This is a genomic window from Mucilaginibacter flavus (genome assembly GCF_030409315.1).
In the GTDB taxonomy this organism is placed as follows: domain Bacteria; phylum Bacteroidota; class Bacteroidia; order Sphingobacteriales; family Sphingobacteriaceae; genus Mucilaginibacter; species Mucilaginibacter flavus.
On the sequence record NZ_JAUFPS010000026.1, the window covers coordinates 136259 to 157410 of the forward strand.

At 39.9% G+C, this 21152-nt stretch carries 23 protein-coding genes and 1 tRNA gene; 14 read left to right on the plus strand and 10 right to left on the minus strand.

Annotation, left to right across the window (positions count from 1 at the left end):
- Positions 1 to 221: 221 nt before the first annotated feature.
- Positions 222 to 1778: a hypothetical protein gene (locus tag QWZ17_RS10370; RefSeq protein WP_290305128.1), complete on the plus strand. Its 1557-nt coding sequence runs from the start codon at positions 222 to 224 to the stop codon at positions 1776 to 1778.
- A gap of 198 nt (positions 1779 to 1976) precedes the next feature.
- Here the strand turns inward: QWZ17_RS10370 and QWZ17_RS10375 are convergent, their stop codons facing one another.
- Positions 1977 to 2249 (minus strand): hypothetical protein, encoded by a 273-nt coding sequence (locus QWZ17_RS10375; RefSeq protein WP_290305129.1) that lies wholly within the window; start codon positions 2247 to 2249, stop codon positions 1977 to 1979.
- Between the two features lie 93 nt (positions 2250 to 2342).
- Here QWZ17_RS10375 and QWZ17_RS10380 point away from each other — a divergent pair, with 93 nt between their 5' ends.
- Positions 2343 to 2759 (plus strand): UCP032817 domain-containing protein, encoded by a 417-nt coding sequence (locus QWZ17_RS10380; RefSeq protein ID WP_290305131.1) that lies wholly within the window; start codon positions 2343 to 2345, stop codon positions 2757 to 2759.
- 1 nt (position 2760) lies between these two features.
- The gene (locus tag QWZ17_RS10385) at positions 2761 to 3276 is read left to right on the plus strand and encodes a hypothetical protein (RefSeq protein ID WP_290305132.1); all 516 of its coding nucleotides are present in this window, start codon (positions 2761 to 2763) and stop codon (positions 3274 to 3276) included.
- Between the two features lie 123 nt (positions 3277 to 3399).
- Here QWZ17_RS10385 and QWZ17_RS10390 read toward each other — a convergent pair whose 3' ends face one another.
- Positions 3400 to 5667: a tetratricopeptide repeat-containing sensor histidine kinase gene (locus QWZ17_RS10390; RefSeq protein ID WP_290305133.1), complete on the minus strand. Its 2268-nt coding sequence runs from the start codon at positions 5665 to 5667 to the stop codon at positions 3400 to 3402.
- 333 nt (positions 5668 to 6000) lie between these two features.
- Positions 6001 to 6073, minus strand: a tRNA-Phe gene (locus QWZ17_RS10395).
- A 207-nt stretch (positions 6074 to 6280) separates the two neighbouring features.
- Here QWZ17_RS10395 and QWZ17_RS10400 point away from each other — a divergent pair.
- The 3 genes from QWZ17_RS10400 to QWZ17_RS10410 are packed head-to-tail and all read left to right on the plus strand — an operon-like array spanning position 6281 to position 8853.
- The gene (locus QWZ17_RS10400; RefSeq protein ID WP_290305134.1) at positions 6281 to 7582 is read left to right on the plus strand and encodes a 4Fe-4S dicluster domain-containing protein; all 1302 of its coding nucleotides are present in this window, start codon (positions 6281 to 6283) and stop codon (positions 7580 to 7582) included.
- 27 nt (positions 7583 to 7609) lie between these two features.
- Positions 7610 to 8053, plus strand: coding sequence for a DUF2750 domain-containing protein (locus QWZ17_RS10405; RefSeq protein WP_290305135.1), 444 nt, complete (start codon positions 7610 to 7612; stop codon positions 8051 to 8053).
- 11 nt (positions 8054 to 8064) lie between these two features.
- Complete coding sequence (locus QWZ17_RS10410) at positions 8065 to 8853, plus strand: (Fe-S)-binding protein (RefSeq protein WP_290305136.1); 789 nt, start codon at positions 8065 to 8067, stop codon at positions 8851 to 8853.
- Here the strand turns inward: QWZ17_RS10410 and QWZ17_RS10415 are convergent.
- On the minus strand, positions 8848 to 9330 hold the full coding sequence (locus QWZ17_RS10415) for a hypothetical protein (RefSeq protein ID WP_290305137.1): 483 nt from the start codon (positions 9328 to 9330) through the stop codon (positions 8848 to 8850). The genes QWZ17_RS10410 and QWZ17_RS10415 overlap by 6 nt on opposite strands.
- Before the next feature lie 45 nt (positions 9331 to 9375).
- Between QWZ17_RS10415 and QWZ17_RS10420 the strand changes: the two genes are divergently transcribed.
- Both QWZ17_RS10420 and QWZ17_RS10425 read left to right on the plus strand, forming a co-directional pair.
- Positions 9376 to 9861 (plus strand): ABC transporter ATPase, encoded by a 486-nt coding sequence (locus QWZ17_RS10420; RefSeq protein WP_290305138.1) that lies wholly within the window; start codon positions 9376 to 9378, stop codon positions 9859 to 9861.
- A gap of 55 nt (positions 9862 to 9916) precedes the next feature.
- Entirely contained in the window at positions 9917 to 10552 is a 636-nt protein-coding gene (locus tag QWZ17_RS10425; protein ID WP_290305139.1) for a YdeI/OmpD-associated family protein, read from the plus strand.
- Positions 10553 to 10598: 46 nt separating this feature from the next.
- Here the strand turns inward: QWZ17_RS10425 and mtgA are convergent, their stop codons facing one another.
- From mtgA to rpsF, 4 genes are all read right to left on the minus strand, one after another.
- Positions 10599 to 11348: a monofunctional biosynthetic peptidoglycan transglycosylase gene (gene mtgA, locus QWZ17_RS10430; RefSeq protein WP_290305140.1), complete on the minus strand. Its 750-nt coding sequence runs from the start codon at positions 11346 to 11348 to the stop codon at positions 10599 to 10601.
- Between the two features lie 132 nt (positions 11349 to 11480).
- Positions 11481 to 11924 carry a 50S ribosomal protein L9 gene (gene rplI, locus QWZ17_RS10435; protein ID WP_259089080.1) on the minus strand — a complete coding sequence of 148 codons (444 nt, stop codon included), beginning with the start codon at positions 11922 to 11924 and terminating at the stop codon, positions 11481 to 11483.
- 15 nt (positions 11925 to 11939) lie between these two features.
- Complete coding sequence (rpsR, locus tag QWZ17_RS10440) at positions 11940 to 12203, minus strand: 30S ribosomal protein S18 (protein ID WP_022833472.1); 264 nt, start codon at positions 12201 to 12203, stop codon at positions 11940 to 11942.
- The gene (rpsF, locus tag QWZ17_RS10445; RefSeq protein WP_290305141.1) at positions 12203 to 12568 is read right to left on the minus strand and encodes a 30S ribosomal protein S6; all 366 of its coding nucleotides are present in this window, start codon (positions 12566 to 12568) and stop codon (positions 12203 to 12205) included. The genes rpsR and rpsF overlap by 1 nt, the downstream gene beginning before the upstream one ends.
- 154 nt (positions 12569 to 12722) lie before the next feature.
- Between rpsF and QWZ17_RS10450 the strand changes: the two genes are divergently transcribed.
- The 5 genes from QWZ17_RS10450 to QWZ17_RS10470 are packed head-to-tail and all read left to right on the plus strand — an operon-like array spanning position 12723 to position 17298.
- Complete coding sequence (locus QWZ17_RS10450) at positions 12723 to 13640, plus strand: hypothetical protein (protein ID WP_290305142.1); 918 nt, start codon at positions 12723 to 12725, stop codon at positions 13638 to 13640.
- Positions 13618 to 15018, plus strand: a complete 1401-nt coding sequence (locus QWZ17_RS10455; protein WP_290305143.1) for a hypothetical protein — start codon at positions 13618 to 13620, stop codon at positions 15016 to 15018. Before QWZ17_RS10450 ends, QWZ17_RS10455 begins: the two co-directional genes overlap by 23 nt.
- An 8-nt stretch (positions 15019 to 15026) precedes the next feature.
- Positions 15027 to 16463: a hypothetical protein gene (locus QWZ17_RS10460; RefSeq protein WP_290305144.1), complete on the plus strand. Its 1437-nt coding sequence runs from the start codon at positions 15027 to 15029 to the stop codon at positions 16461 to 16463.
- A gap of 22 nt (positions 16464 to 16485) precedes the next feature.
- Positions 16486 to 17004 carry a hypothetical protein gene (locus QWZ17_RS10465; RefSeq protein WP_290305145.1) on the plus strand — a complete coding sequence of 173 codons (519 nt, stop codon included), beginning with the start codon at positions 16486 to 16488 and terminating at the stop codon, positions 17002 to 17004.
- 42 nt (positions 17005 to 17046) lie between these two features.
- Positions 17047 to 17298, plus strand: a complete 252-nt coding sequence (locus tag QWZ17_RS10470; RefSeq protein ID WP_290305146.1) for a hypothetical protein — start codon at positions 17047 to 17049, stop codon at positions 17296 to 17298.
- Between the two features lie 44 nt (positions 17299 to 17342).
- On the opposite strand, the gene QWZ17_RS10475 is transcribed toward QWZ17_RS10470, so the two are convergent.
- Both QWZ17_RS10475 and QWZ17_RS10480 read right to left on the minus strand, forming a co-directional pair.
- On the minus strand, positions 17343 to 18467 hold the full coding sequence (locus QWZ17_RS10475) for a J domain-containing protein (protein WP_290305147.1): 1125 nt from the start codon (positions 18465 to 18467) through the stop codon (positions 17343 to 17345).
- A gap of 114 nt (positions 18468 to 18581) precedes the next feature.
- Positions 18582 to 19169 (minus strand): Uma2 family endonuclease, encoded by a 588-nt coding sequence (locus QWZ17_RS10480; protein WP_290305148.1) that lies wholly within the window; start codon positions 19167 to 19169, stop codon positions 18582 to 18584.
- A 117-nt stretch (positions 19170 to 19286) separates the two neighbouring features.
- On the opposite strand from QWZ17_RS10480, the gene QWZ17_RS10485 reads away from it, so the two are divergent.
- Complete coding sequence (locus QWZ17_RS10485; RefSeq protein WP_290305149.1) at positions 19287 to 21101, plus strand: DNA polymerase III subunit gamma/tau; 1815 nt, start codon at positions 19287 to 19289, stop codon at positions 21099 to 21101.
- Positions 21102 to 21152: the final 51 nt, after the last annotated feature.

The following is a 21152-nucleotide window of genomic DNA, read 5'->3' on the forward strand; positions in this document are numbered from 1 at the left end:
TATAAATTATTAATTAATTGTATTTATTGGAGATTGGGCGTTTCTTGTGACGCTGCGGAAAAATCGGGTTGGTTAAATTATTTTTGTTTTTGTGGGAGAGATTTGCAAAATGGCACAGGTTTGCGATTGCTCTTTGGCTAATAAACTGTACTTGCGCCAAAGGTGAGGAAATGGTATCTTTAACTACCGCAGAATTATCCGTCTAATATAAAAGAACTACTATGAGACTTCCCGGTTGTGGAGATATCGTGTTTATCAACCCTGCGAAAGCAATCGAAGTGATGAAAAAATACCATGCCGGCGAGATCGTATACGTATCAGCGGAAGATGTGGAATTCAGGGCATACGATTTGCCGGCGCTGCCAGAACTTAATATGCCTGATGCATTTCCCGAATGCTGCGAGGGGCACCGAGACATGTACCAATCTTTGAGAGATGAGTTTGAGCGTTTTCCCAATTGCTGTGCATGGCACAAAAAACTGATGGCCACGCCGTGGTTTGATAAACGCGACTATGTAGATATGCCGCTGAAAGTAATGAACAGCTTTGCTTACTCCATCAGTTTTATCAAGGAATATATGAATACGCCCGATTGGCATAAAAGAATCAAAGATTATCTGACAACGACGATCCGCAGTTTTGGTCAATTTCCACTCAATTACGGGCCGCCACTGGGTATAAGTCAGTATGCGTCAATTATCCGAAATAATCTGCCGCTGATTGATGAGCTTTCGCCCGAGAAACACATGGCTATTGAAGCAATATTAAATGGGCATGTTCGTAGCGGAAAAGACAAAAGTGAATCTGATTTCGACTTACTGATGAACATTTATCGTGAATGGTTGCGAATCTTCCCTTTTGAAATTCCTTATTTGCAACCGCTTCGGGCTCATCTTGAAAACACTATCCCGATATTAAAGGAAGAACTAGAAACAAACATATTCACCGGTCAAACGACCTATTCGCTCAAATCAAAAGCTGAACTGCTGGATTTTATCAAAAAGGCGACGACTATTATAATTACCGATCTCAATGCGGGAAAGCTTTTTGAAAAGGGAGTATTAAATGATATCAAGGAAACCGCTTTGAAATTACTAATTGCCAACCGCCGCCTGGAGATCGAAGAGTTGCAATTACCCACGAGGGGTGACCAAAGTGCTTATTTAAGGCTGCTTAAAAAATGGCTGAAAGGTGAAAAGAAATTTATAGCCGAACTCCGGCTGACATTGGGTGACGAAACACACGATGAATTATTCCGCAGGTCATTATGTGATGTCATCCAGAATTTTCAGCGTAACGACGGCAACGAACCAAGTTTATTGAATGTACGAAACAACGGAGTGGCTAAAGAATCGATGGTCAGATACGCCGTAAAGAACTTTTTGTCGGCCAGATTTCCTGACGCCACACTAGTTGCGGAAGAAGAAAAGGGTACCGGTTTCATGGATCTGAAGCTATATCATTCCTCATTTCCGCATAAGGTCGTCGAATTTAAGGGCTGGTGGAATTATGATAAGAAAGATCTCGCTTTCCAGCTTACCGGCTATTTAACCGACTTCGAACAAGAAGGGTACGTGTTCATGATAAATCATCTAAAAGCGACGGATATCTCAGCCGCCTACGAAAAGTTGTTGCAAAGGGCAAATATGAATTATGTCACAGGCTCGTGGGAAAAGCATCAACAGAAAACTTCAGATTTTTATTTTTTTAGCTCCAAGCATCAATTTTCCGGGCGCGAGAAAACACTGTATCATTTTATTTTTAATGTTTACTTTTAGTCCTAAAACGGCATTTGTGCGCTCTCTGGCAACTTTCATTAAGGAAAAACTCTTAGCGTTAACTAAAAGGCTTTGAAAGTGTGGTGGCTACTGTACAAATTTCGAACTATTTCCCGTCTGATTTGCGCCTATTAGCGAATTTAGACTTATAAAAAGCTTTCTGGTCATCTATTCGTAAATGGTCGATCAAATTGCAAATTAAAAATAACGTCTTACTTGACCATGACGTGTTATTCGGACAAGCGCATCTACTGAAATCCTATTTAGAAAGCAAATAACGGATTGTAAATTAGATGTTAACATATTTAAAATATCTCTTAAAAATAAAAATAGCGGAGCATTTACTTCGATTGAAACTGGGGCGCAAAACTCCTTGTTAAATTCATCGCGAGGTGATGAAATTACAATACTTGCTTCTAACACACGTGGCACTTCATTGAAAGCAAGTTTTATAAGGGAAAGAGTTTTCATTAAATCCGAAAAAGATTCTAATCATTCATATTATTATTGAATATGTTTGAAATTCAATATTTTATTTAATTTTATTATCTAAACTTATCAAATATGGTTCCCGTTAGAGTAATAGAATATCATTCAGCTAAATATGGTATGCCCATTGGACAATCACAAGCTGTTTATTTTAGCTTAGAGGCATTTTTAAATAATGCGTTTAATGCTATCGAATCAGTGCCTACAGTTGAGGTAGACGAGGCATGGCACACCTTTATTTTGCACACGCGCCAGTACCATGATTACTGTATGGTAACATTCGGCAGATTTATTCATCATAACCCCCACCCTATCAACTTAATAAATAACTGTGACACTGGTGGCCAACAACGCGCAAAATGCGACAAGGAAGATGACGATAAAAAATGTGAGGCCGGATTTAGTAATCAGGTGTTCGCTAAATGTGACGATGGAAGTGAAACTGGGCGTTGCGATGCACAGTTGACCGAGATTTTAAAACTTGCTAACTGATATGGCGGACGAGACATTTTGTGCGAACACAAGTACGCTTGTAACCATCGTGATCAGCGTTATCGCGTCCATCATAACTCTCGGTATCGTGCTCATTTGGAATAAGATGATTATACCATTCATTGAAACCTTACTATATAAGGGGATTTATGTTGGTGAAAAATGGACTATAGAGATGGGGGATCAAACGGCAGACCAAACACCATTAAGCGCAACACGGAATACAGTGCTGGAAATAAAACAGAGGGCAAACAAACTTTCTGGTAAAGCGACCTCTTCGCTGATACTAGATAATGAAACAAGTGATTGCATTTTTTATAATATCGAAGGTGAAATTAAAGATAGGTTTGTTACTTTATTCCTTAAATGTAGTACCAGAAGCAGGATGGCATATTCGACTTTTTTACTTGAGATTGTTTCGGATGGGTCGTTAATGAAAGGATATAGAACTTTTTACGGGCTAAAACGTGAGCGTATAAATGCTATTGCTTGCACATTGAAAAAATTGCCAAATTAAACATGAACCCCTTATTTGGCGCAAGTCTTGTGTATTAAACAAAGTGTCTGTCACAAGTCTGCCATTCCCCTTTTGGCCAATACACAAGACTTGCGCCAGGGGGAATAGGGTTGGCTAAGAGGTCTATTTCCCTTTATTTGAAATAGTTACAGGCGTTGCCGGTTCAATAATTTTAAAGGTTACGCTAACACGCACGCCATTCAAATTATCTATCTCAAATTTGCCGCCTAATTGTTTGCTCAACCCTTTCATCAGGTTCATACCAAGTGATTTGATTTTGTCGAAATTAAAATCAGCTTTTATTCCGGTACCCTGATCAATAATTTTTAATAATGCAAACCCATTGTCTTTTTGGAAAAGATGAATTTTAATAGTTCCTGTTTTGTCGCCCGGGTAAGCATATTTTATGGCGTTGGTTGCTGCTTCATTAAAAATTAAGGCTAAAGGCATGGCTTGCGATACATCCAGTTCAATTGCATCTACATGCTTTTCAAAAAGGATCCGTTTATCCAGGTCAAAACTATCTTTTAAAAAATTGATTTGCTCATCAATATACTCGGGCATGCTAATAAGATCAAGACTGTCTGACTGATAAAGCTTCTGATGAATTAAAGCAACAGAGCGCATCCGGTTTTTACAGTTTTGTATTGCTTCCAGCGCTTTTTCGTTACTAACATAAGCGGCTTGCTGCTGCAGTAAACTCATTACCATTTGCAGGTTATTTTTTACGCGATGATGTATCTCTTTAATCAGCCATTCTTTATCTTCAATAAGCCCGTCTTTTTCAATAACCAGTTGGTTTAGGAAATGATTATTGCGCTGTTTTATCCGGTAGCCTTTGTAAAGAAAAGCCATGCAAATTACCAGCAAGGCAATGCCGGCGAAGGTAAGGTTGCGAACGGTATTGGCGTGGTAAACCAATTCGCGCTGTAAAAGACCGTCTTTTTTAAGCAGACTGATGTCTTTTTCCCTTTGCTCTGTTTTGTATATGATTTGGAGTTCGGCAATTTGTTTGTTTTTAGTAATACTGAAAATAGAGTCATTCATTGTCTTGTAAGCGAGCAAATGATTCAACGACCCAAGGTAGTCGCCTTTTGCAGAATCTGCCTTATAGTTTAATGAAAGCAACTCCAGGCGTTGGCCAATTGTAAAGCCACTTGCTGTAAGGTCTTTTAAATAGAAGCTGGTTTTGTCAAACTTATTTTGCTTTAAATAAAACCTTGCCATGTCCAGTTTGCCAATATTAAGGTATATCCCATCTGGATTTGGCAGCGAAAGCAGTCTGTACATTTCAAGGTATTTTTCTTCTGCCGGGCGCAAGCGGTTTTGGGCTTCGTAGCAGTTTGCTTTAATCTCGGCAATGAGTCCTTTAACAAAGTCGCTTTCTGGCGGATGTTTTTTTTCCGCGTCATTAATCTCATGGAGCGCTTCGTTTGCTTTTCCTTCCTTAATCAGTCCCTGAACAAGAAAGCCAACCGTGCGAATAATTCCTGTTTGGGGAAAATTGGGTTGCTTTTCCCGCGCCTGTATGCATTTTCTATATGCCGCAATACTGTTTTCGGTTTGGCCAAGTTCCTGGTAAACTTCTGCCAGTTCACCATAAACTAATTCGGCCTTTGTGGTGTCGTTTGTTTTTTGCATGTGTTCAACACCTTTTAAAATATACTTCAGGGAAATGTTAAGGTTCCCGTCGTTTCTATTTATAGCCGATAGAATATAATAAGCTTCATCAACTTCCGGGAACCTGGAATTTGCATATTTTTTTAACAGCTGCAGGCATTCATTTTTTCCAGAGTCTGGGTAACCGGCTGCTACATAGGTGTTTGCCAAATCTTTACGAATCATGACTGCCAGATTCGTTTTGTTCACATGCTCCATTATTTGTAAGGAGATTTTACATGCGTTAATGCCCTGTTTAAATCTTTTAGCTATAGAGTCTGCATTTCCCGAGCGGAAAGCCAGCGTATAATATCCCAGGTTATACCAAACCCTCGCCTCCTCCAAACTCTTTCGTTTAGCATGCAGACTTGCAATCGCTTTTAAATAAATTTGGGTTCCGCGTTCATTGTCTCTTAATGACATGTAGTAAAAGCCAAAAAAACCAAGACATTTTTCAACCATGAAATGCCCGGAGGGTGGATTGAGTTGTTTGCTTAACTGGTATACTTTATTGAAATACATAAGCGCGGTATCATGCGCGTGATTATGACCATCATCGTGACTATTGTAATAAAACGCTATAGATGCAAGCTTACTTAACCGATTGGTATCATTTTCCATTCTTTGGGTTACGTCAATGTATTTTCGCAAATCGCGCTCGTTGGCAATTTGACCCTGGCAGGTTGTTACCGCAATAAACAGGGGACATAACAGGAGTAAAAATTTAAACATTTGCGCCTTAAGCAATGGAATAGGAAAGGTTTTTAAAAGTCAATCGTATGGGAATTCAAATTTAAATCCACAAATAGAGCTATGCTGAGCAGGTGTTTTGCAAAGAAGGTATATGCTTGCAGTTCAGTAATATCAGCACTAAATACAATTTTTAATGACGCTTATTTCCAGGAAACTTATAAAGTGCAGCAACGATATTTAGTTGTAATTGGCAATGAAACAACGTTATAGCGCTGTTGATTGCAACGTGGCGGAGTTATTCTCACGCGTCCCAAAAACACTTTTTCTCCATAAAAAAAGCCCCTTAGCGTTAGCTAAGAGGCTTTGAAAGTGTGGTATCAGCTGGGATCGAACCAGCGACACAAGGATTTTCAGTCCTTTGCTCTACCGACTGAGCTATGATACCTCGTTTTCGGGAGTGCAAATATAGTTTTCTTTTTCGGTTTTGAAAACTATTTTTTCAAAAAAAGCATAATTTTTTTTGACAGATAGGGTATATTTAAACAATCTGCCAACTAATCAGTTACTTAGCAGTTGTATTTTTTTTAGCTTGCAAAACATTTTTCCATATCAACTAATCAATTAACTTTGACAAAAATACTATGCACGCATAATGATTGCACAGGCTATATTTATTATCATTTTAGGGGCAGCCGTTTACCTGTTTACCAAAAACGCGGGTAAAGTACGGCGCAATATATTGCTGGGCAAGGATGTGGACAGAACCGACCAGCCTGCCCTGCGCTGGAAAACCATGGCTAAGGTGGCTTTAGGTCAAACTAAAATGGTTAAGCGCCCGGTGGCGGCGGTGATGCACTTTTTTATCTACATGGGTTTTATCATCATTAACCTGGAAGTGCTGGAGATTATGATAGACGGCGTATTTGGCTCGCACCGTATCTTCTCCGGTCCGTTGGGCGGCTTATACAATTTGCTGATAGGTAGTTTTGAGGTTCTGGCCCTTTTGGTGCTTGTTTCCTGCGTTGTTTTCCTGTGCCGTCGTAATATTGTCCGTTTAAAGCGCTTTTCGGGCACCGAGATGACCCAATGGCCAAAATCTGATGCGAATTATATCCTTTGTATCGAAATACTGCTCATGACCGCCTTTTTAACCATGAACGCGGCCGACTATAAATTGCAGCTTTTGCATTTTGAGCACTACGTCAAAGCGGGTAGCTTCCCCATAAGTTCATTGATAGCTCCAATTTTACCCGGCAGCGCAAGCGCGCTTTCTGTTTTGGAACGTGGCTGCTGGTGGTTTCACATCGTTGGCATCCTGGCATTTTTAAATTACCTGCCTTACTCAAAGCATTTTCATATCCTGCTGGCTTTCCCTAATGTTTATTATTCCAACTTAAACCCTAAAGGGAAGTTTACCAATATGGCCTCGGTAACCAACGAGGTAAAGGCCATGCTTGATCCTTCTTTTGTGCCCGAAAATACCGGCGAACCGGCTCGTTTTGGCGTTAAGGATGTAACCGATTTAACCTGGAAAAACCTGATGGAGGCCTACACTTGTACCGAATGTGGCAGGTGTACATCGGTGTGCCCGGCAAATATTACCGGTAAGCTGCTATCGCCACGCAAAATTATGATGGATACGCGCGATAGGGTGACCGAGGTAGGTAATAACCTGGATAAGCATGGTAAGGACTATGACGATGGCAAAACTTTGTTGGATACTTACATCAGTCGCGAAGAGTTATGGGCTTGTACAAGCTGTAACGCCTGTACAGAGGCCTGCCCGGTTAATATCAACCCGCTTGAGATTATTACCGAAATGCGCCGGTACGTGGTAATGGAAGAATCACAGGCCCCGGCCAGCCTCAACAATATGTTTGGCAATGTAGAAAATAATGGAGCCCCCTGGAAATACAGCCAGGCCGATAGGTTTAACTGGGCCGATAACGAATAAGCCCACGGGCTGTTTAAAACGTAAATAATGTTACAGGATATCGCTACGATAGAATTAAAATACCAGCAATTTATAGAACGGGTTGCCGCCACCAAACTGGTATGGGCGCTAATGAGTAAACAGGGCTGGGCCAACTCACACGCGCAGCACGATGAAGAAGTAGGGGTAGTGCCATTTTGGGCCGATAGAGCCTTGGCTAAGGTTTGCGCCCGCGATGATTGGCGTAGTTTTGTGCCCACCGAAATACCTTTATCCGATTTTTTAGAAAACTGGTGTGTAGGCATGGCCGAAAACGGAACCTTAGCCGGCATTAACTGGAACGCTACTATGATAGGGAAGGAGATTGATACCTTAAACGTAGCTCTGGATATCCTGAATCGATTAAAAGCCATTAATTCGGCAATTACATTTAAAAACTACGGCAGTTTGGATGAGTTTATAGCCGATATCAGCGAGGAGCCGCTTGATTAAATTATAAAGCAATGGATCAAAAAATACCCACCATGGCCCAGATGGCCGCCGAAGGTAAGGAGCCCGAAATATTGTTCTGGGTTGGCTGTGCTGGTAGTTTTGACGAGCGAGCGCAAAAAATTACCCGTGATATCTGCAAAATATTACAGCATGTAGGCATCAGCTACGCGATTTTAGGTACCGAGGAAAGCTGCACCGGCGATCCCGCTAAACGTGCCGGCAACGAGTTTTTGTTCCAGATGATGGCCATGAATAATATCGCGGTGTTAGATGGTTATAACGTTAAAAAGATAGTCACCGGCTGTCCGCATTGTTTTAACACGATAAAGAACGAGTATCCTGGCCTTGGCGGTAATTACGAAGTGATTCACCATACGCAGTTGATTCAGCAACTTATTGACGAAGGGAAGTTAAAAGCCCAGGGCGGAGAAAGCTTTAAAGGGAAAAAGATCACCTTTCATGATCCATGTTACCTTGGTCGCGGTAATAGCGTTTACGAGGCCCCCAGGGCAGCTTTAGAAGTTTTGGATGCCGAGCTTGTAGAAATGAAGCGCTGCCGCTCAAACGGCCTGTGTTGCGGTGCAGGCGGCGGGCAAATGTTTAAAGAACCCGAGGCTGGCAAAAAAGATATCAATATAGAACGTATAGAAGATGTGATAACGGCCAAAGCGCAGGTAGTTGCCTCGGCATGCCCGTTTTGTATGACGATGCTTACCGATGGTGTAAAAAATCAAAATAAAGAGCAGGAAATTAAAGTACTGGATATTGCCGAGATCACCGTTAAGGCTAATGGCTTATAATCCTTTAGCTTTAAAATAATTCAAGGCATTTTTCAAGCTATCCAAACGGGCGGGGCTCATGTTTTTTACGGGCAGTTCAAAGGTGGTTGCCATAGAGTCAAGATCTCCCTTTGGATCATCATACGTTTGTACAATAATATCATCGGCCAGGGTGCTGAATTTGATGCTGCCCGTGGTGTCGCTACCCAGGTATTCAATGTTGTTTAAACGGTGTAAATTGAACGAAAAATACTCCTGGTTACCATGTTGATAAGTTTTCCTTAAACGTAAAAAATAATCGTTGGTAACATTTAGTTCCCATTTTTTTAGTTTGGCATCAACAGGGGGCGCGTATGATTCAAACAAGCATTTATTGCTCCAGCTAAGCCATTGCAGCTCATCAAAACCAGGGCCAAAGCCGTAAATTAAGCTACTACACGCCAATAATGCTATAATGAGCGCCGTTTTTTTTATTGACGGCATAATTGATGTTTTCATGACAACAAATTGTTACCCTAAGTTAATAAATTGATATTTTTGCAAATGGAATTTTCTCAACACTCAAGAGTTTGGATCTATCAATCGGATAAAAAATTAACCGACCAGGAAGCCCTTCAAATTCAATCGGCACTCAATAATTTTACCACCGGTTGGACAGCCCATAACCACCAGTTAAGGGCAAAAGGCGAGGTGCGTTATAACCGGTTTTTAATATTGATTGTTGACGAAAGCCAGGCCGGTGCCACCGGTTGTTCAATCGATAAGTCGGTTCATTTTATGAAAGAAGTTGAGCAGCACTTCAGCATCAATTTGTTTGATAGGTTTAACCTTGCTTATCGCGAGGGCGAGGAGATTTTATCATTACCTCGCCATGCTTTCGAGGAGCAATTGAAACAAGGCAAAATAAATACCGAAACCATTGTGTACAACAACATGGTGCAAAACTTAACCGAGCTGGAAACCAAATGGGAAGTGCCTTTTAAAAACAGTTGGCATATACAACTTTTCAGAGATTTGGTAAATGCTTAAGACCGATGGTTTTTAAGTATTTGTAAGTAAGGGCAATTGTTTCTAAATTTATTTTATGGAACAATATGATCCCCGGGTAGATGCCTTTATTGAAAGGTCGGCCGATTTTGCCAAGCCTATTCTTGAATATTTACGTGAACTCGTACACGAAACATCACCGCTATTAACTGAATCAATCAAATGGGGCTTCCCGTTTTTTGATTATAAGGGTGTAGTTTGCCAAATGGCTGCTTTTAAAGAACATTGCTCATTTGGGTTTTGGAAGGTTTCATTATTGAATGATCCGCAAAACGTGTTAATGCGCGGCGACGGCGGTGCCGGTAATTTTGGCCGGATCACTAAGATAGAAGATCTGCCATCAAAGGAAATACTGCAGGATTTTATCAGGCAGGCCATTGCACTGAATGAAAGCGGTAAAAAATTACCCGCGGCCCCCAAAAAGACGTCTGCACCCAAAGCAGAACTGGTTATCCCCGAGTACTTCACCGAATTTTTAAAGGCCTATCCCAATGCCAGCCTTAATTTCGATAGATCGAGCTATTCGTACAAAAAAGAATACGTGGAATGGATTGTAGATGCCAAAACCGATGCAACCCGGCAAAAGCGTATGGAAACTGCAGCGGAGTGGATTGCCGAAGGAAAATCAAGGAATTGGAAGTATAAAGCCCCTAACCCCCTAAAGGGGGAATGAAAAATTGTGCTCTGAGCTTCTATTCCCCCTTTAGGGGGTTAGGGGGCTAAAAATCCAACGGCCCTAACCTTTTCATATTCTTCATAATAAGGTATTGCCTGTGTTTTAAATATTGCGTAGGGTTGGTGGCCGACCATTTAAGCGGACTTGGGAAAATCACCGCTATAGCCGCCGCTTCATGCCTGGTTAAATCGGACGCCGATTTGTTGAAATAAGCTTGCGAAGCTGCTTCAATACCGTAAATACCATCGCCCATCTCAATCTCGTTAAGATAAACCTCCATAATGCGTTTTTTGCTCCAGAAAACCTCTATCAGCACGGTAAAGTATGCTTCGATGCCCTTGCGTAATAACGACCGGCCCTCCCAAAGAAATACGTTTTTGGCAACCTGCTGTGATATGGTACTGCCGCCTATCAGTTTTTTACTGTGCGAGTTTTTTTCGATAGCTTTTTCTATCGCGTGAAAATCAAAACCGTGGTGCTCTAAAAATGTCTGATCTTCGGCGGCTACGGCGGCGCGCTTCATGTTGTCAGATATTTCGTCGAAGCTTTTCCAATGCTTGTCAATCTTCCAGTCTTTACCGCGGGCTTTTTGTTGAAAACCCCGTTCAATCATCAGCCAGGTAAATGGGGGAGGTACAAAACGATAAAGGAGTACTCCAAATAAACTCAAACCAAAAAATAAGATAAAGGCCAGTTTAACTACCCTTAGAATCAGCCGGATAATGCCGCTAAATTTGCCGCCTTTATTTTTTGAATTTGAACTTTTAGATTTCGAGTTCTTAGTTGTACGCATTTAAATTACCAGGGTATGCTGATGTTAATATTGCTGCTATAAAAAAAGGTGCTTTGCAAAAGCAAAACACCTCTAAATTCTGTATTTAAAATCTAAATCCGAAATCAGATATCCGACTTCCGAAATAAATAATTACTCAGCTACTACTGAGAAAGGAACTTGTACCTTAACTTCTTTGTGCAGGTTAACGTTTGCGATGTAATCACCAACAAACTTGGGCTCCTGGTCAAAAGTGATACGACGACGGTCAACATCAAAACCTTCTTTTTTCAACGCGTCAGCAATTTGAATAGTGTTGATAGCGCCGAAGATTTTTCCGCTTTCACCGGCTTTAGCGCCAATGTTAAGTTTAACACCTTCTAAACGTGCAGCAATCGCATCGGCATCCTTGCGGATTTTTTCTTGTTTAAACTGAGCTTGTTTCAAGTTTTCAGCTAAAACTTTACGTGCGCTTGGTGTAGCTAATATGGCGTAGCCTTTAGGTAAAAGGTAGTTACGGCCATAACCTGGTTTAACGTTTACTACATCGTCTTTATCACCCAGGTTTTTTACATCTTGTTTTAAAATAACTTCCATTTCTTAAATCTCCTATTATTTTAATGAATCTGTAACGTAAGGTAATAAACCAATGTGACGTGCGCGTTTAACCGCCTGAGCCACTTTACGCTGAAATTTCAATGAAGTACCAGTTAAACGACGTGGTAATACTTTACCTTGATCGTTAATGAACTTCAACAAAAAGTTAGCGTCTTTGTAATCGATATACTTAATACCATTCTTTTTAAAACGGCAGTATTTTTTACGGTTATCCTCCACTTTTGGAGCGGTAACGTATTTAATTTGTTCGTTTGCCATTAGTTTGCTGCCTCCTCTGTTGCTTTAGGTTTTTTGTTGAAAGCACCGCTACGTTTCTTGTCGTTGTAAGCAACGGCATGTTTATCCAAAGCAATGGTAAGGAAACGCAAAACACGCTCATCGCGCCTTAACTCAACCTCCAATTTGTTAATTAATTCACCTGGAGCCTTAAATTCAGTTAAGTGATAGTACCCTGTAGTTTTCTTTTGAATAGGGTACGCTAATTTTCTCAAACCCCAATTATCCTCCTGGACAATTTCGGCTCCGCCATCAGTTAAAACTTTGCTGTATTTGGCATTAGCCTCTGCAGCAACTTCTACTGATAACAACGGGGTTAGAACGATCACGATTTCGTACTGTTGCATTGTTATACTTTGATTTTTTAATTAATTCCCCGCTATTACGGGGCTGCAAATGTAGTAAGAATAATTTGAAAATAAAAGTTCAATAAAAGCATATTTTAATGGCTTGATAATTAAATAATTAATGTCTATTTTCATAGCACCTAAACAAGTTGTCATGAAAGTATATTTCCCTAACACCGCTATCAAAAAAAGTTGCAGTTTTTTTCTTGCTTTAATGATGTTTCCATTTTTCGTTCAGAGCCAAAGCAAGAGTGTTAAACCTGCGGTTAAACCAATTAAAAATATTGTTAAAACACCTGTTGTAAATAATAAAATAGTTATTAAAACAGGCAGTTTTAGCTTAGTGAAAACCCCGGAATTTATTAAGGCAGCTGCCGGGGGGACAATATTGTATGATGTAATTTATATACCTTTTTATATTACGGGCAGTACCCCTAAAAAAGACATGCCTGTTAAATTAAATATAAAAAGCTATTCAAAAACAAACTCAATGTTATTCGTTACTTCATCGGGGCCATTAGCAAATGATACAGAGACTATACAAAAAGAACAGTTTGATGGAACAACCAAGCTAATTTCTATACCTGTTAGGGTAGTGTATAACGGCCCGATAGATATGGATGCAGAAGCATATATCAAAATAGATGGGCAGGATAATGAATATTACAAGGTAGCATTTGGCAGCGAAGTAAAAAAAGATAATGCCGGGGAAAAGATCACAGATGTAGCGCCGGTAAATACCACTGGTGTGGCTAAGGCAACCATAACCCTGTTAGATAGCGTATCAACTTTTACTTTAGATACCATTAGGCCAAATACGGCTAATAGTTACCAGGTGAAGCTATTTTTAAAATTGGGCAGAGGTTTGGCAAAGGATTCTGTTTTAAATGTTTCTATTAAACCTGTGCAGCCTTTACAAAATTTGGAGTTGCCCGCCGCCGATCAAAAAGTTACCATACAAATAGATAAAGACGATTGGAACGACGCAGCTGATACCGTGGTAAACAAGTATGTTGAAGTTTTGGTACAACAGAAAACTTTGGCTAAAGATGAGCAGGGATCTTCTAATTAAATTAAAAGGAATTAAAGGGAAGCACCTGGTAAAGGTGATGCCTTTTAAAACAAAAAGTAAAAATAATGCGGCAAATATTAAAGTATCTGATAGTGTTGAACTGTTACCTGGTGACGATTCAGAAATTACCCGTGACTACAACTTCGCAGTTGATCCCGTCGATCCGTTGACCGTAAAAGTTAAACTAACAGGCGACTATAGAGAAGGAAATAATAACATAGCTTTCTCATTTTTAGATACCTCTTTAGCAAAGCGTTTTCAAATTCTCGGCTCGCCGGTTGAAATAAAAAAAGACAAATGGAAAGAGGCGTTCGCACAACCAGGCAAAACGATACAGATTAATTTAAACTTGAAGAGTATTACGCCAATTGACTCTGTAGCAAAGAATACGCAACGAATGGATCTTATCATCACCGGTCAAACCCAGGAAAGGCACCGCGTTAAGTTAAGTATGCCTGATAAACCATTTTGGGCGGAGATTGGTACCAACTTCGACTTGTTGGATAACCTAAAAACCAACAATTTTTATGCGGGCGTGTATATGTTTGACAAAGACATTGCCCGGCTGTGGGCGAAAAAGAATGGCAATAATATCAGTTTTAGCGGCGGTGTTTATGAATCACAATCAGTAAGTATAAGATCCACCAATAATATCTTTGATTACAAAGACGGAGCTTCTGGGGTTTTGGATACTACAACAGGAAAAGTAAAATCGTATAAAACTTATCGAGATACAGGAAGTATAAGTTCAACCACATCCATTAAGCGAATCGGGCTTTTTATTTCTCCTATGTTTAGGATAACCAGCGGAAAAACTGACGCCAATGGACTTCATCTTTTTATCGCTCCATACTTCGAGATGCTGTGGCAACGAATTTCGGCAACGGTTGATTATTCAAAAGCTAATAAAACATATAGCATAACATCTGCTGCCGGGAAGCCTGACAGTCTCAGAGTTGCAAGTCTCCCATACAAAACTCAGTCATTTAATTTCGACTTCAGATCGCATTACCTGGGTCTTGCAGTACCGTTATATATTAAAGAGAACGATTTTAACTTATATTTTAACCCGATGATTGGTTTTAGTAACCAGGGTTTTATGATAGTTTCTGAAGGATCGACACGTAAAAATTTTCCGGATATCAACAGTTCTACAGTCGGGTATAGTGACATCTTAAATTTAAAAAGTCCGGGTAATGGATGGCATCCTTTTTATATGTTTCAATTCAGACTTAATGAAGTGGCTTATGGCATCACTTTTAGTGGTGAGATTCGTGGCTTAACAATTTCTGGTTCTCAACCTGTAATTACGTTAGCCATTAGCAAAAAGTTTAATCTCACAGGTTTATTTAAACCTATTTTATCTACCTATAAATAGCAGTTGGTATGGGCGCCAACTCGAAACCCAATCCCCACCAGGTGCTAAACCTGGTGGCAACGGCTACAGATTTGCAATGGGTTAGTAAAAACACGGCAATCCTGGTGGTGCATGGCATTGGTAACCAATTGCCACTTGAAACAATTGATCAGTTTGGGCGCGGTCTTATACAGCAATACAGGGCAGAATACCGGGAAGGGTTTAGCATAAGCCATAAGATAGTTTCAAAAAAAAGTGATGATAATGGCGTTTGGTTTGATAACGCTTTACGATTGCAAAAAGACGATAGTGAATACTTTATTGACATATATGAGTATTACTGGGCCGATTATACCGAAGATAAAGCAAGCTGGAAGGACTTAAATACTTGGTTACAGGGAGTGGTAAACGGTGCCGAAAAGTTTTACAAAAGAAACGGGCAAATAGGGGAACAATACAAAGATAAAAGCCCGTTTTTTGATACAAAAACAGGAAAGTTCAAAGTAGGTATTTATCGGTTTTTCATGTCGGTAGTGTCTAAAGTTTTCTTGTTTATAGATATGATTTGGCGAATTATCATCTGGCTTATTTCTTTAATCCCTTTTTTGGGAAAATTTGCCGATTCGTTGTTGCAGTCATATGCTGATACTATTGTTCATGACCTTACCAATATATTGGGCGATGTAGCCGTATATAATGTTGTTGATCCAAAATCAAAGTTTTATGGGGTTAGGCGAAAAATTTTAGATGGTGCGGTTAAAGCTATAAAATATTTAGTTGAACGGCCAGCCGACGATGACTTTGATCTTCAAGCCGTGGTTGACAAAGTAAAAGAAAATAAGCTTGGTTTGAACACTGTTGAAAAAAGCGCTCTTGATGAAGAATTGGAACTTGAGTTAAGATGTCAACACTTATTTTATTCATCGGTAGTAATAGCCGGACATTCGTTGGGATCGCAGGTGGCTTATGATGCAATTAATAAAATAAACCTGTTAGTAAATGAAGGTGAACTGCTTAACTATGATAAAAACGCGCTTTGCAAGTTTGGGGATGAAGAGCATGCGCATATGCTTAGCGAACAGCTATGCGGATTTATCACTTTTGGATGTCCTTTGGATAAGATTGTGTTTTTTTTGCGTGAAAACGTATCCGACAATGAATATTTACGGCAGCAATTTTTAGATAACTATCACGGCTTTAAACAGCGGCCGCTTAATACTGCAAATAGCGAAAAAACAAACAAGAAGTACATGCGGCTTCCATGTAACATGGAAAAAAGACTTGATGCTATAAAATGGCGTAATTACTACGATAGCAAGGATTACATAAGTGGCGGCCTGGATTACTATACAAAGTTAACCAATATTGATTGTCGTTTTAAAGCCGGAACGTTTGGCTTTACCCATAGTTATTATTGGGATTGCCCACGTTTTTATGCAGATATAATTGATAATTTTTTAGTTTAATATAAATCATAACCTTATCACGATGGAACCCTCAAAAGAAAGCGATGCCCGGCATCATCAGGATTTTAAAATTAATATAGATGCTAATAAAAACCAGTTAATTGGATTTGTTAAGGAAAATAATATATCGGCAAGAAATAGTTTGTTAGCTGCTTTGATTTTAATATTTGCAGGCATAGCACTTGTAGTTTTACCTGTATGTTGCAGTAATCAACATGCTATATACCCATGCAACTGCTGTTTTGCGTGGTTTATTGGAAATTTCAGCGGCAAAATTACGGTGGCTTTACTGGCCGAGATAGCGGGCGTCATATTTATTGGAGCTTATAAAAGCAGCCTGAAGCAAGCCGGAGATTACAGAACCGAACTTATTGCTTTACGCGATTTGGAAATAGCCATGGATATATGCGTCAATACTTCGCCGGATGATTTTGAAAACACCATAGTTAATGATAAAAACCAAACTATTACGCGGCGCAAAAGCCAAAAATCAAAAATGCAGCAATCTGTTATTGAGGCTTTATTAAATAGATATAATTAATTAAAGCTTATTGGTATATTTAGGTGATAAAATAGCAAGCATATGACTGCATCTGGAATATACTTTACTACTACCAAACTTGAATACTTATCGGCTGAAAACCAAATGGTAATGCACTCTTTAAGCGGTGGCGAAGAGGACGATATTGAAGGTGACTGGGGCGATGAGGATGATGAAGATTTTGACGACCGGCTTGATGTGGAAGATGATTTGCCCGAAATTAAGGTTGACGATGATATAAATGAGCCTGATCCCGAGGATGACGATCATTTGCCCGACGACGACCTGCAATAAAACCGTTTGGATAAATACGGAGGCTTTCGTTTATGGCGGGCTGTTTAGTTAAAGTGATCAAACATATCGGCAAACATATCATTCATCATGTTTTGCATTACCGTGTCTTTTATCATACTCATCTGCTCTTTAAACCATCCTTTTGGCTTTTTTGCCGAACTGGTTAATGATGATCTAATTGCGCTGATCTGCTTTTCAAGATTCCTTCTTCTTGCCGAAAACTTTTGCGGACTAAATTTTCCATTTTTGTCTATAAAGTCGGCAATCTCGTTGCCGTTTGTAAAATGGGTTTCATGTATAGAGGCGTTTAACTCATCAAGTTGCTTTTGCAGCAATTTGATATAGCGTTTCACCATATCATCGGCAATTGAAGCTACGTTAGCGTCATCGTCATCCAGATGGGTTATCTGTAATTTTAACAAGCTTAAAAAGTCGTTTTCCTGGTAAGCTTTTGTTACTTCTTTTATAATCTCGGTTTTATGGTCTTTCAAAACCTGGTTGGGTTCAAGATCAGGATGGAATTTTTTAACAAGTCGCATATAAATGCTTCTTGCATCTTTCGCAATCTGATCTGTTTCACTTGTTGTTTTTTTACCTGCCGGTTTATTTGAGCTGATTTCGCTATCTTCTGTATCAATAAAATCTTTATTATTAATCTGCCCGGCAAATTTTTCTCTAAACTCTTCAAAAAAGCCTTGTTGCCCTTTTTTCAATAGTTCCTTAACATCAACCTCTACGCCTAATAGCTCGCTTATTGATTTGGCTATTTCCAAAGCATCTTCATCAGTGGCCAGATCATCCAGCGAAACACCGGCATATTTCTGATACAGATTTGATAAGACGACGTCCTGGTGGCCAAAGGTGTCTAATAGTATTTCTAATTCTTCGGCCATGTAGGTTTCAAGATATTCTTTATTCAGTTTACCCACACCTATTTCTGTCGCAAGGGTATCTAAGCGTATCATAAATTCACGCAAAAGTGTTTGTAATTCCTGTTGAATCGGTAAAATCTCTTGTTCAATTTTATGATATGCTTTTTTTAGGCCTTCCTGCAGGTTTAGTTTAAATTGCTTTTGTTGTTCAATCTGTAAAAGCAGTTTTTCATATTTTATATAAGTGTTTGACTTTTTTGATTGTTCTTTACTTTGTGGTGTAGTAGCAAGTTTCATATAACAATAGGTGTATGTTTTTATCGGTTTTGGTAAGCTTTAACTCAAATGGGAGTTAAAAAGTGATATATGGCTTATACCCCCAATTAATTGTAAAGAGATCAGCTAAGGCGATTAGTAAGTTCTGTCAGCAAAAAGTTCATCAAGGCTTAATATAAACCCGGGCAATAAAGGTGTGCTAACCTCATCGCCAATAGTTAAAAGCCTTGAGGGTTGAAATTTGTCATTAACTAAAGTGTATTTTAAAAAAGTCTTTTCTTGAGGGTGTATAATCCAATATTCAAGTACTTTTGCCTCCTCGTAAACTTCATACTTGTTTTTAAGCTCTTTTTTATTGTTTCCTGGCGATAATATTTCAACTACGATATCCGGAGCGCCAAGGCAGCCCTTGTCATCTACCTTAAAAGGATCACAAATTACGCATATATCTGGCTGCACTACAGTAACTATCTCTTTGTCAGCGCCTGATAGTTTGGGTATCCGCACGTCAAACGGGGCCGAAAATACTTCGCATGATTTGCCTTTAAGGTGGTAAAACAGTTCGGCATATATAACACCAGATTGCCTTTGATGTAAAGATCCTGGTGCAGGTGTCATTTTAAAAACTTTGCCTTTGATAAGCTCCAGCCTTTCATCAAATGTCCATTTTAAATAATCGGCATAGGTGTATTTTTGGGATATATCTAAATCTGATAATTGCATGGCTATTTGAATTATATCAAAAATACAAATTTATCGGCTAATTGATAAGCCACTGTCGGAGTAAAAAATTACTAACAGGTCCTTAAACAAACTCAAATTGTTGCTAACTTAGCACCTGTGGATAATTTCATTGTTTCGGCCCGTAAGTATCGCCCGGCTACTTTTGAAACTGTTGTTGGTCAGCAACATATAACCAACACGCTCAAAAACGCTATTAAAAATAACCAGCTTGCGCAGGCATTTTTGTTCTGCGGTCCGCGTGGTGTGGGCAAAACTACTTGTGCGCGTATCCTTGCAAAAACCATAAATTGCACCAGTTTGCAACCCAATGGCGAAGCTTGCGGTGAATGCGCCAGTTGCAAAGCTTTTGAAAACGGTAACTCTTTTAATGTTCATGAGCTTGATGCCGCGTCAAATAACTCGGTTGATGATATTCGTAGTTTAATTGAGCAGGTACGGATACCTCCCCAGGCAGCACGTTATAAGGTGTATATTATTGATGAGGTGCACATGCTATCGCAGGCGGCTTTTAACGCTTTCCTGAAAACGCTTGAAGAACCACCTCATTATGCCATTTTTATATTAGCTACCACAGAGAAGCATAAAATACTCCCAACCATATTATCCCGTTGCCAGATTTTTGATTTTAACCGTATTAAGGTTGATGATATGGCCGCGCACCTGGCGTCGATAGCAGGTAAAGAAAGCATCAGTTACGAACCCGATGGCCTGCACATCATCGCCCAAAAAGCCGATGGCGGTTTAAGGGACGCTTTATCGATGTTTGATCAGATTGTTAGTTTTTCTGGCGGTAAGGTTACTTACCGTTCGGTTATTGACAACCTCAACATACTTGATTACGACTACTATTTTAATATAACCGAAAGCCTGCTTAAAGAAGATACAGCTAAAGTGCTGTTGTTTTTTGATGAGATCCTTTCGCGCGGTTTTGATGGCGCGCATTTTATAGCTGGTTTAAGCGAGCACTTTCGTAACCTGCTGGTAAGTAAAGATCAATCTACATTAAAATTGCTGGAAGTAAGCGAAGGCATTAAAAACAAATATCTTCAGCAATCACAAGCAGGTTCGGTGTCGTTCCTGTTATCGGCCATGAACATTGCCAACCAATGCGATATCAGTTATAAACTGAGTAAAAATCAACGCCTGCAGGTTGAGCTGGCTCTACTCAAAATGTGCCACCTGCCCTCGGCCTTTAATATGGCCGCAACGCCGCTCAATGGAACGTCCGCTAACGAAGGGCCATTAAAAAAAAAACCTGATACCTCAGCAATAACCCCGGTTAACGCAGGTAATGGGGTTGGTGAAACGAGAGTTTTGAACGATGCGCCGCCGGTTTATAATAAAACCGTGCCGGTTGTTAACGAACAACCTGTAACACCACCCATAGCATCGGCTAAGGAAACCCCGGTAGCTCCTATTGTAACCGAGCGGCCTAAAATAATAATGCCTCTTCGGTCAACACTAACGCCATCTTTAACAGACCTTGCCAAAACTGAAGAGGAGATTGCGGAGGAGGAAGACCCTTACCTTAAGGGCGAGGCCAATGATGATTTTACTATGGATAGCTTTTTGAAGCATTGGAGTGATTTTGCTGCCAAGGTTAAGGCCGATGGTAAAAAAAACCTGGTAACCATATTTACCTCCAACGCTCCCAGGATGATAAAACCCTATGAATTTGAGATTGTGGTGGGCAACATGGTGCAGGAAAATCTATTTAAAGATGAACGCCCCGAAATGCATAATTTTTTGAGAAGCAAACTCAACAACTTTAGTATAGAGGTGCATGCACGTGTTGATGAGCAAAAGGTGGTACGTAAGCCATATACCGCTATCGAAAAATTTCAATACATGGCCACAAACCACCCCGATCTGATGGATCTGCGCAATCGCTTCAACCTCGATTTTGATTAACCAATACGGGTAGTGAATAAGTGAAAAAAAGCAAAACCGTTAATAATATAA

Excerpts from the sequence above, each read along its gene's own strand:
- QWZ17_RS10370 (WP_290305128.1), top strand. The coding sequence starts at position 222 with ATGAGACTTCCCGGTTGTGGAGATATCGTGTTTATCAACCCTGCGAAA.
- QWZ17_RS10415 (WP_290305137.1), bottom strand. The coding sequence starts at position 9,330 with ATGAAAACATCAATTATGCCGTCAATAAAAAAAACGGCGCTCATTATA.
- QWZ17_RS10420 (WP_290305138.1), top strand. The coding sequence starts at position 9,376 with ATGGAATTTTCTCAACACTCAAGAGTTTGGATCTATCAATCGGATAAA.
- mtgA (WP_290305140.1), bottom strand. The coding sequence starts at position 11,348 with ATGCGTACAACTAAGAACTCGAAATCTAAAAGTTCAAATTCAAAAAAT.
- QWZ17_RS10465 (WP_290305145.1), top strand. The coding sequence starts at position 16,486 with ATGGAACCCTCAAAAGAAAGCGATGCCCGGCATCATCAGGATTTTAAA.
- QWZ17_RS10375 (WP_290305129.1), bottom strand. The coding sequence starts at position 2,249 with ATGAAAACTCTTTCCCTTATAAAACTTGCTTTCAATGAAGTGCCACGT.
- QWZ17_RS10450 (WP_290305142.1), top strand. The coding sequence starts at position 12,723 with ATGAAAGTATATTTCCCTAACACCGCTATCAAAAAAAGTTGCAGTTTT.
- QWZ17_RS10480 (WP_290305148.1), bottom strand. The coding sequence starts at position 19,169 with ATGCAATTATCAGATTTAGATATATCCCAAAAATACACCTATGCCGAT.
- QWZ17_RS10410 (WP_290305136.1), top strand. The coding sequence starts at position 8,065 with ATGGATCAAAAAATACCCACCATGGCCCAGATGGCCGCCGAAGGTAAG.
- QWZ17_RS10455 (WP_290305143.1), top strand. The coding sequence starts at position 13,618 with ATGAGCAGGGATCTTCTAATTAAATTAAAAGGAATTAAAGGGAAGCAC.
- QWZ17_RS10380 (WP_290305131.1), top strand. The coding sequence starts at position 2,343 with ATGGTTCCCGTTAGAGTAATAGAATATCATTCAGCTAAATATGGTATG.
- QWZ17_RS10475 (WP_290305147.1), bottom strand. The coding sequence starts at position 18,467 with ATGAAACTTGCTACTACACCACAAAGTAAAGAACAATCAAAAAAGTCA.
- QWZ17_RS10390 (WP_290305133.1), bottom strand. The coding sequence starts at position 5,667 with ATGTTTAAATTTTTACTCCTGTTATGTCCCCTGTTTATTGCGGTAACA.
- rpsF (WP_290305141.1), bottom strand. The coding sequence starts at position 12,568 with ATGCAACAGTACGAAATCGTGATCGTTCTAACCCCGTTGTTATCAGTA.
- QWZ17_RS10400 (WP_290305134.1), top strand. The coding sequence starts at position 6,281 with ATGATTGCACAGGCTATATTTATTATCATTTTAGGGGCAGCCGTTTAC.
- QWZ17_RS10405 (WP_290305135.1), top strand. The coding sequence starts at position 7,610 with ATGTTACAGGATATCGCTACGATAGAATTAAAATACCAGCAATTTATA.
- QWZ17_RS10460 (WP_290305144.1), top strand. The coding sequence starts at position 15,027 with ATGGGCGCCAACTCGAAACCCAATCCCCACCAGGTGCTAAACCTGGTG.
- rpsR (WP_022833472.1), bottom strand. The coding sequence starts at position 12,203 with ATGGCAAACGAACAAATTAAATACGTTACCGCTCCAAAAGTGGAGGAT.
- QWZ17_RS10425 (WP_290305139.1), top strand. The coding sequence starts at position 9,917 with ATGGAACAATATGATCCCCGGGTAGATGCCTTTATTGAAAGGTCGGCC.
- QWZ17_RS10470 (WP_290305146.1), top strand. The coding sequence starts at position 17,047 with ATGACTGCATCTGGAATATACTTTACTACTACCAAACTTGAATACTTA.
- QWZ17_RS10385 (WP_290305132.1), top strand. The coding sequence starts at position 2,761 with ATGGCGGACGAGACATTTTGTGCGAACACAAGTACGCTTGTAACCATC.
- rplI (WP_259089080.1), bottom strand. The coding sequence starts at position 11,924 with ATGGAAGTTATTTTAAAACAAGATGTAAAAAACCTGGGTGATAAAGAC.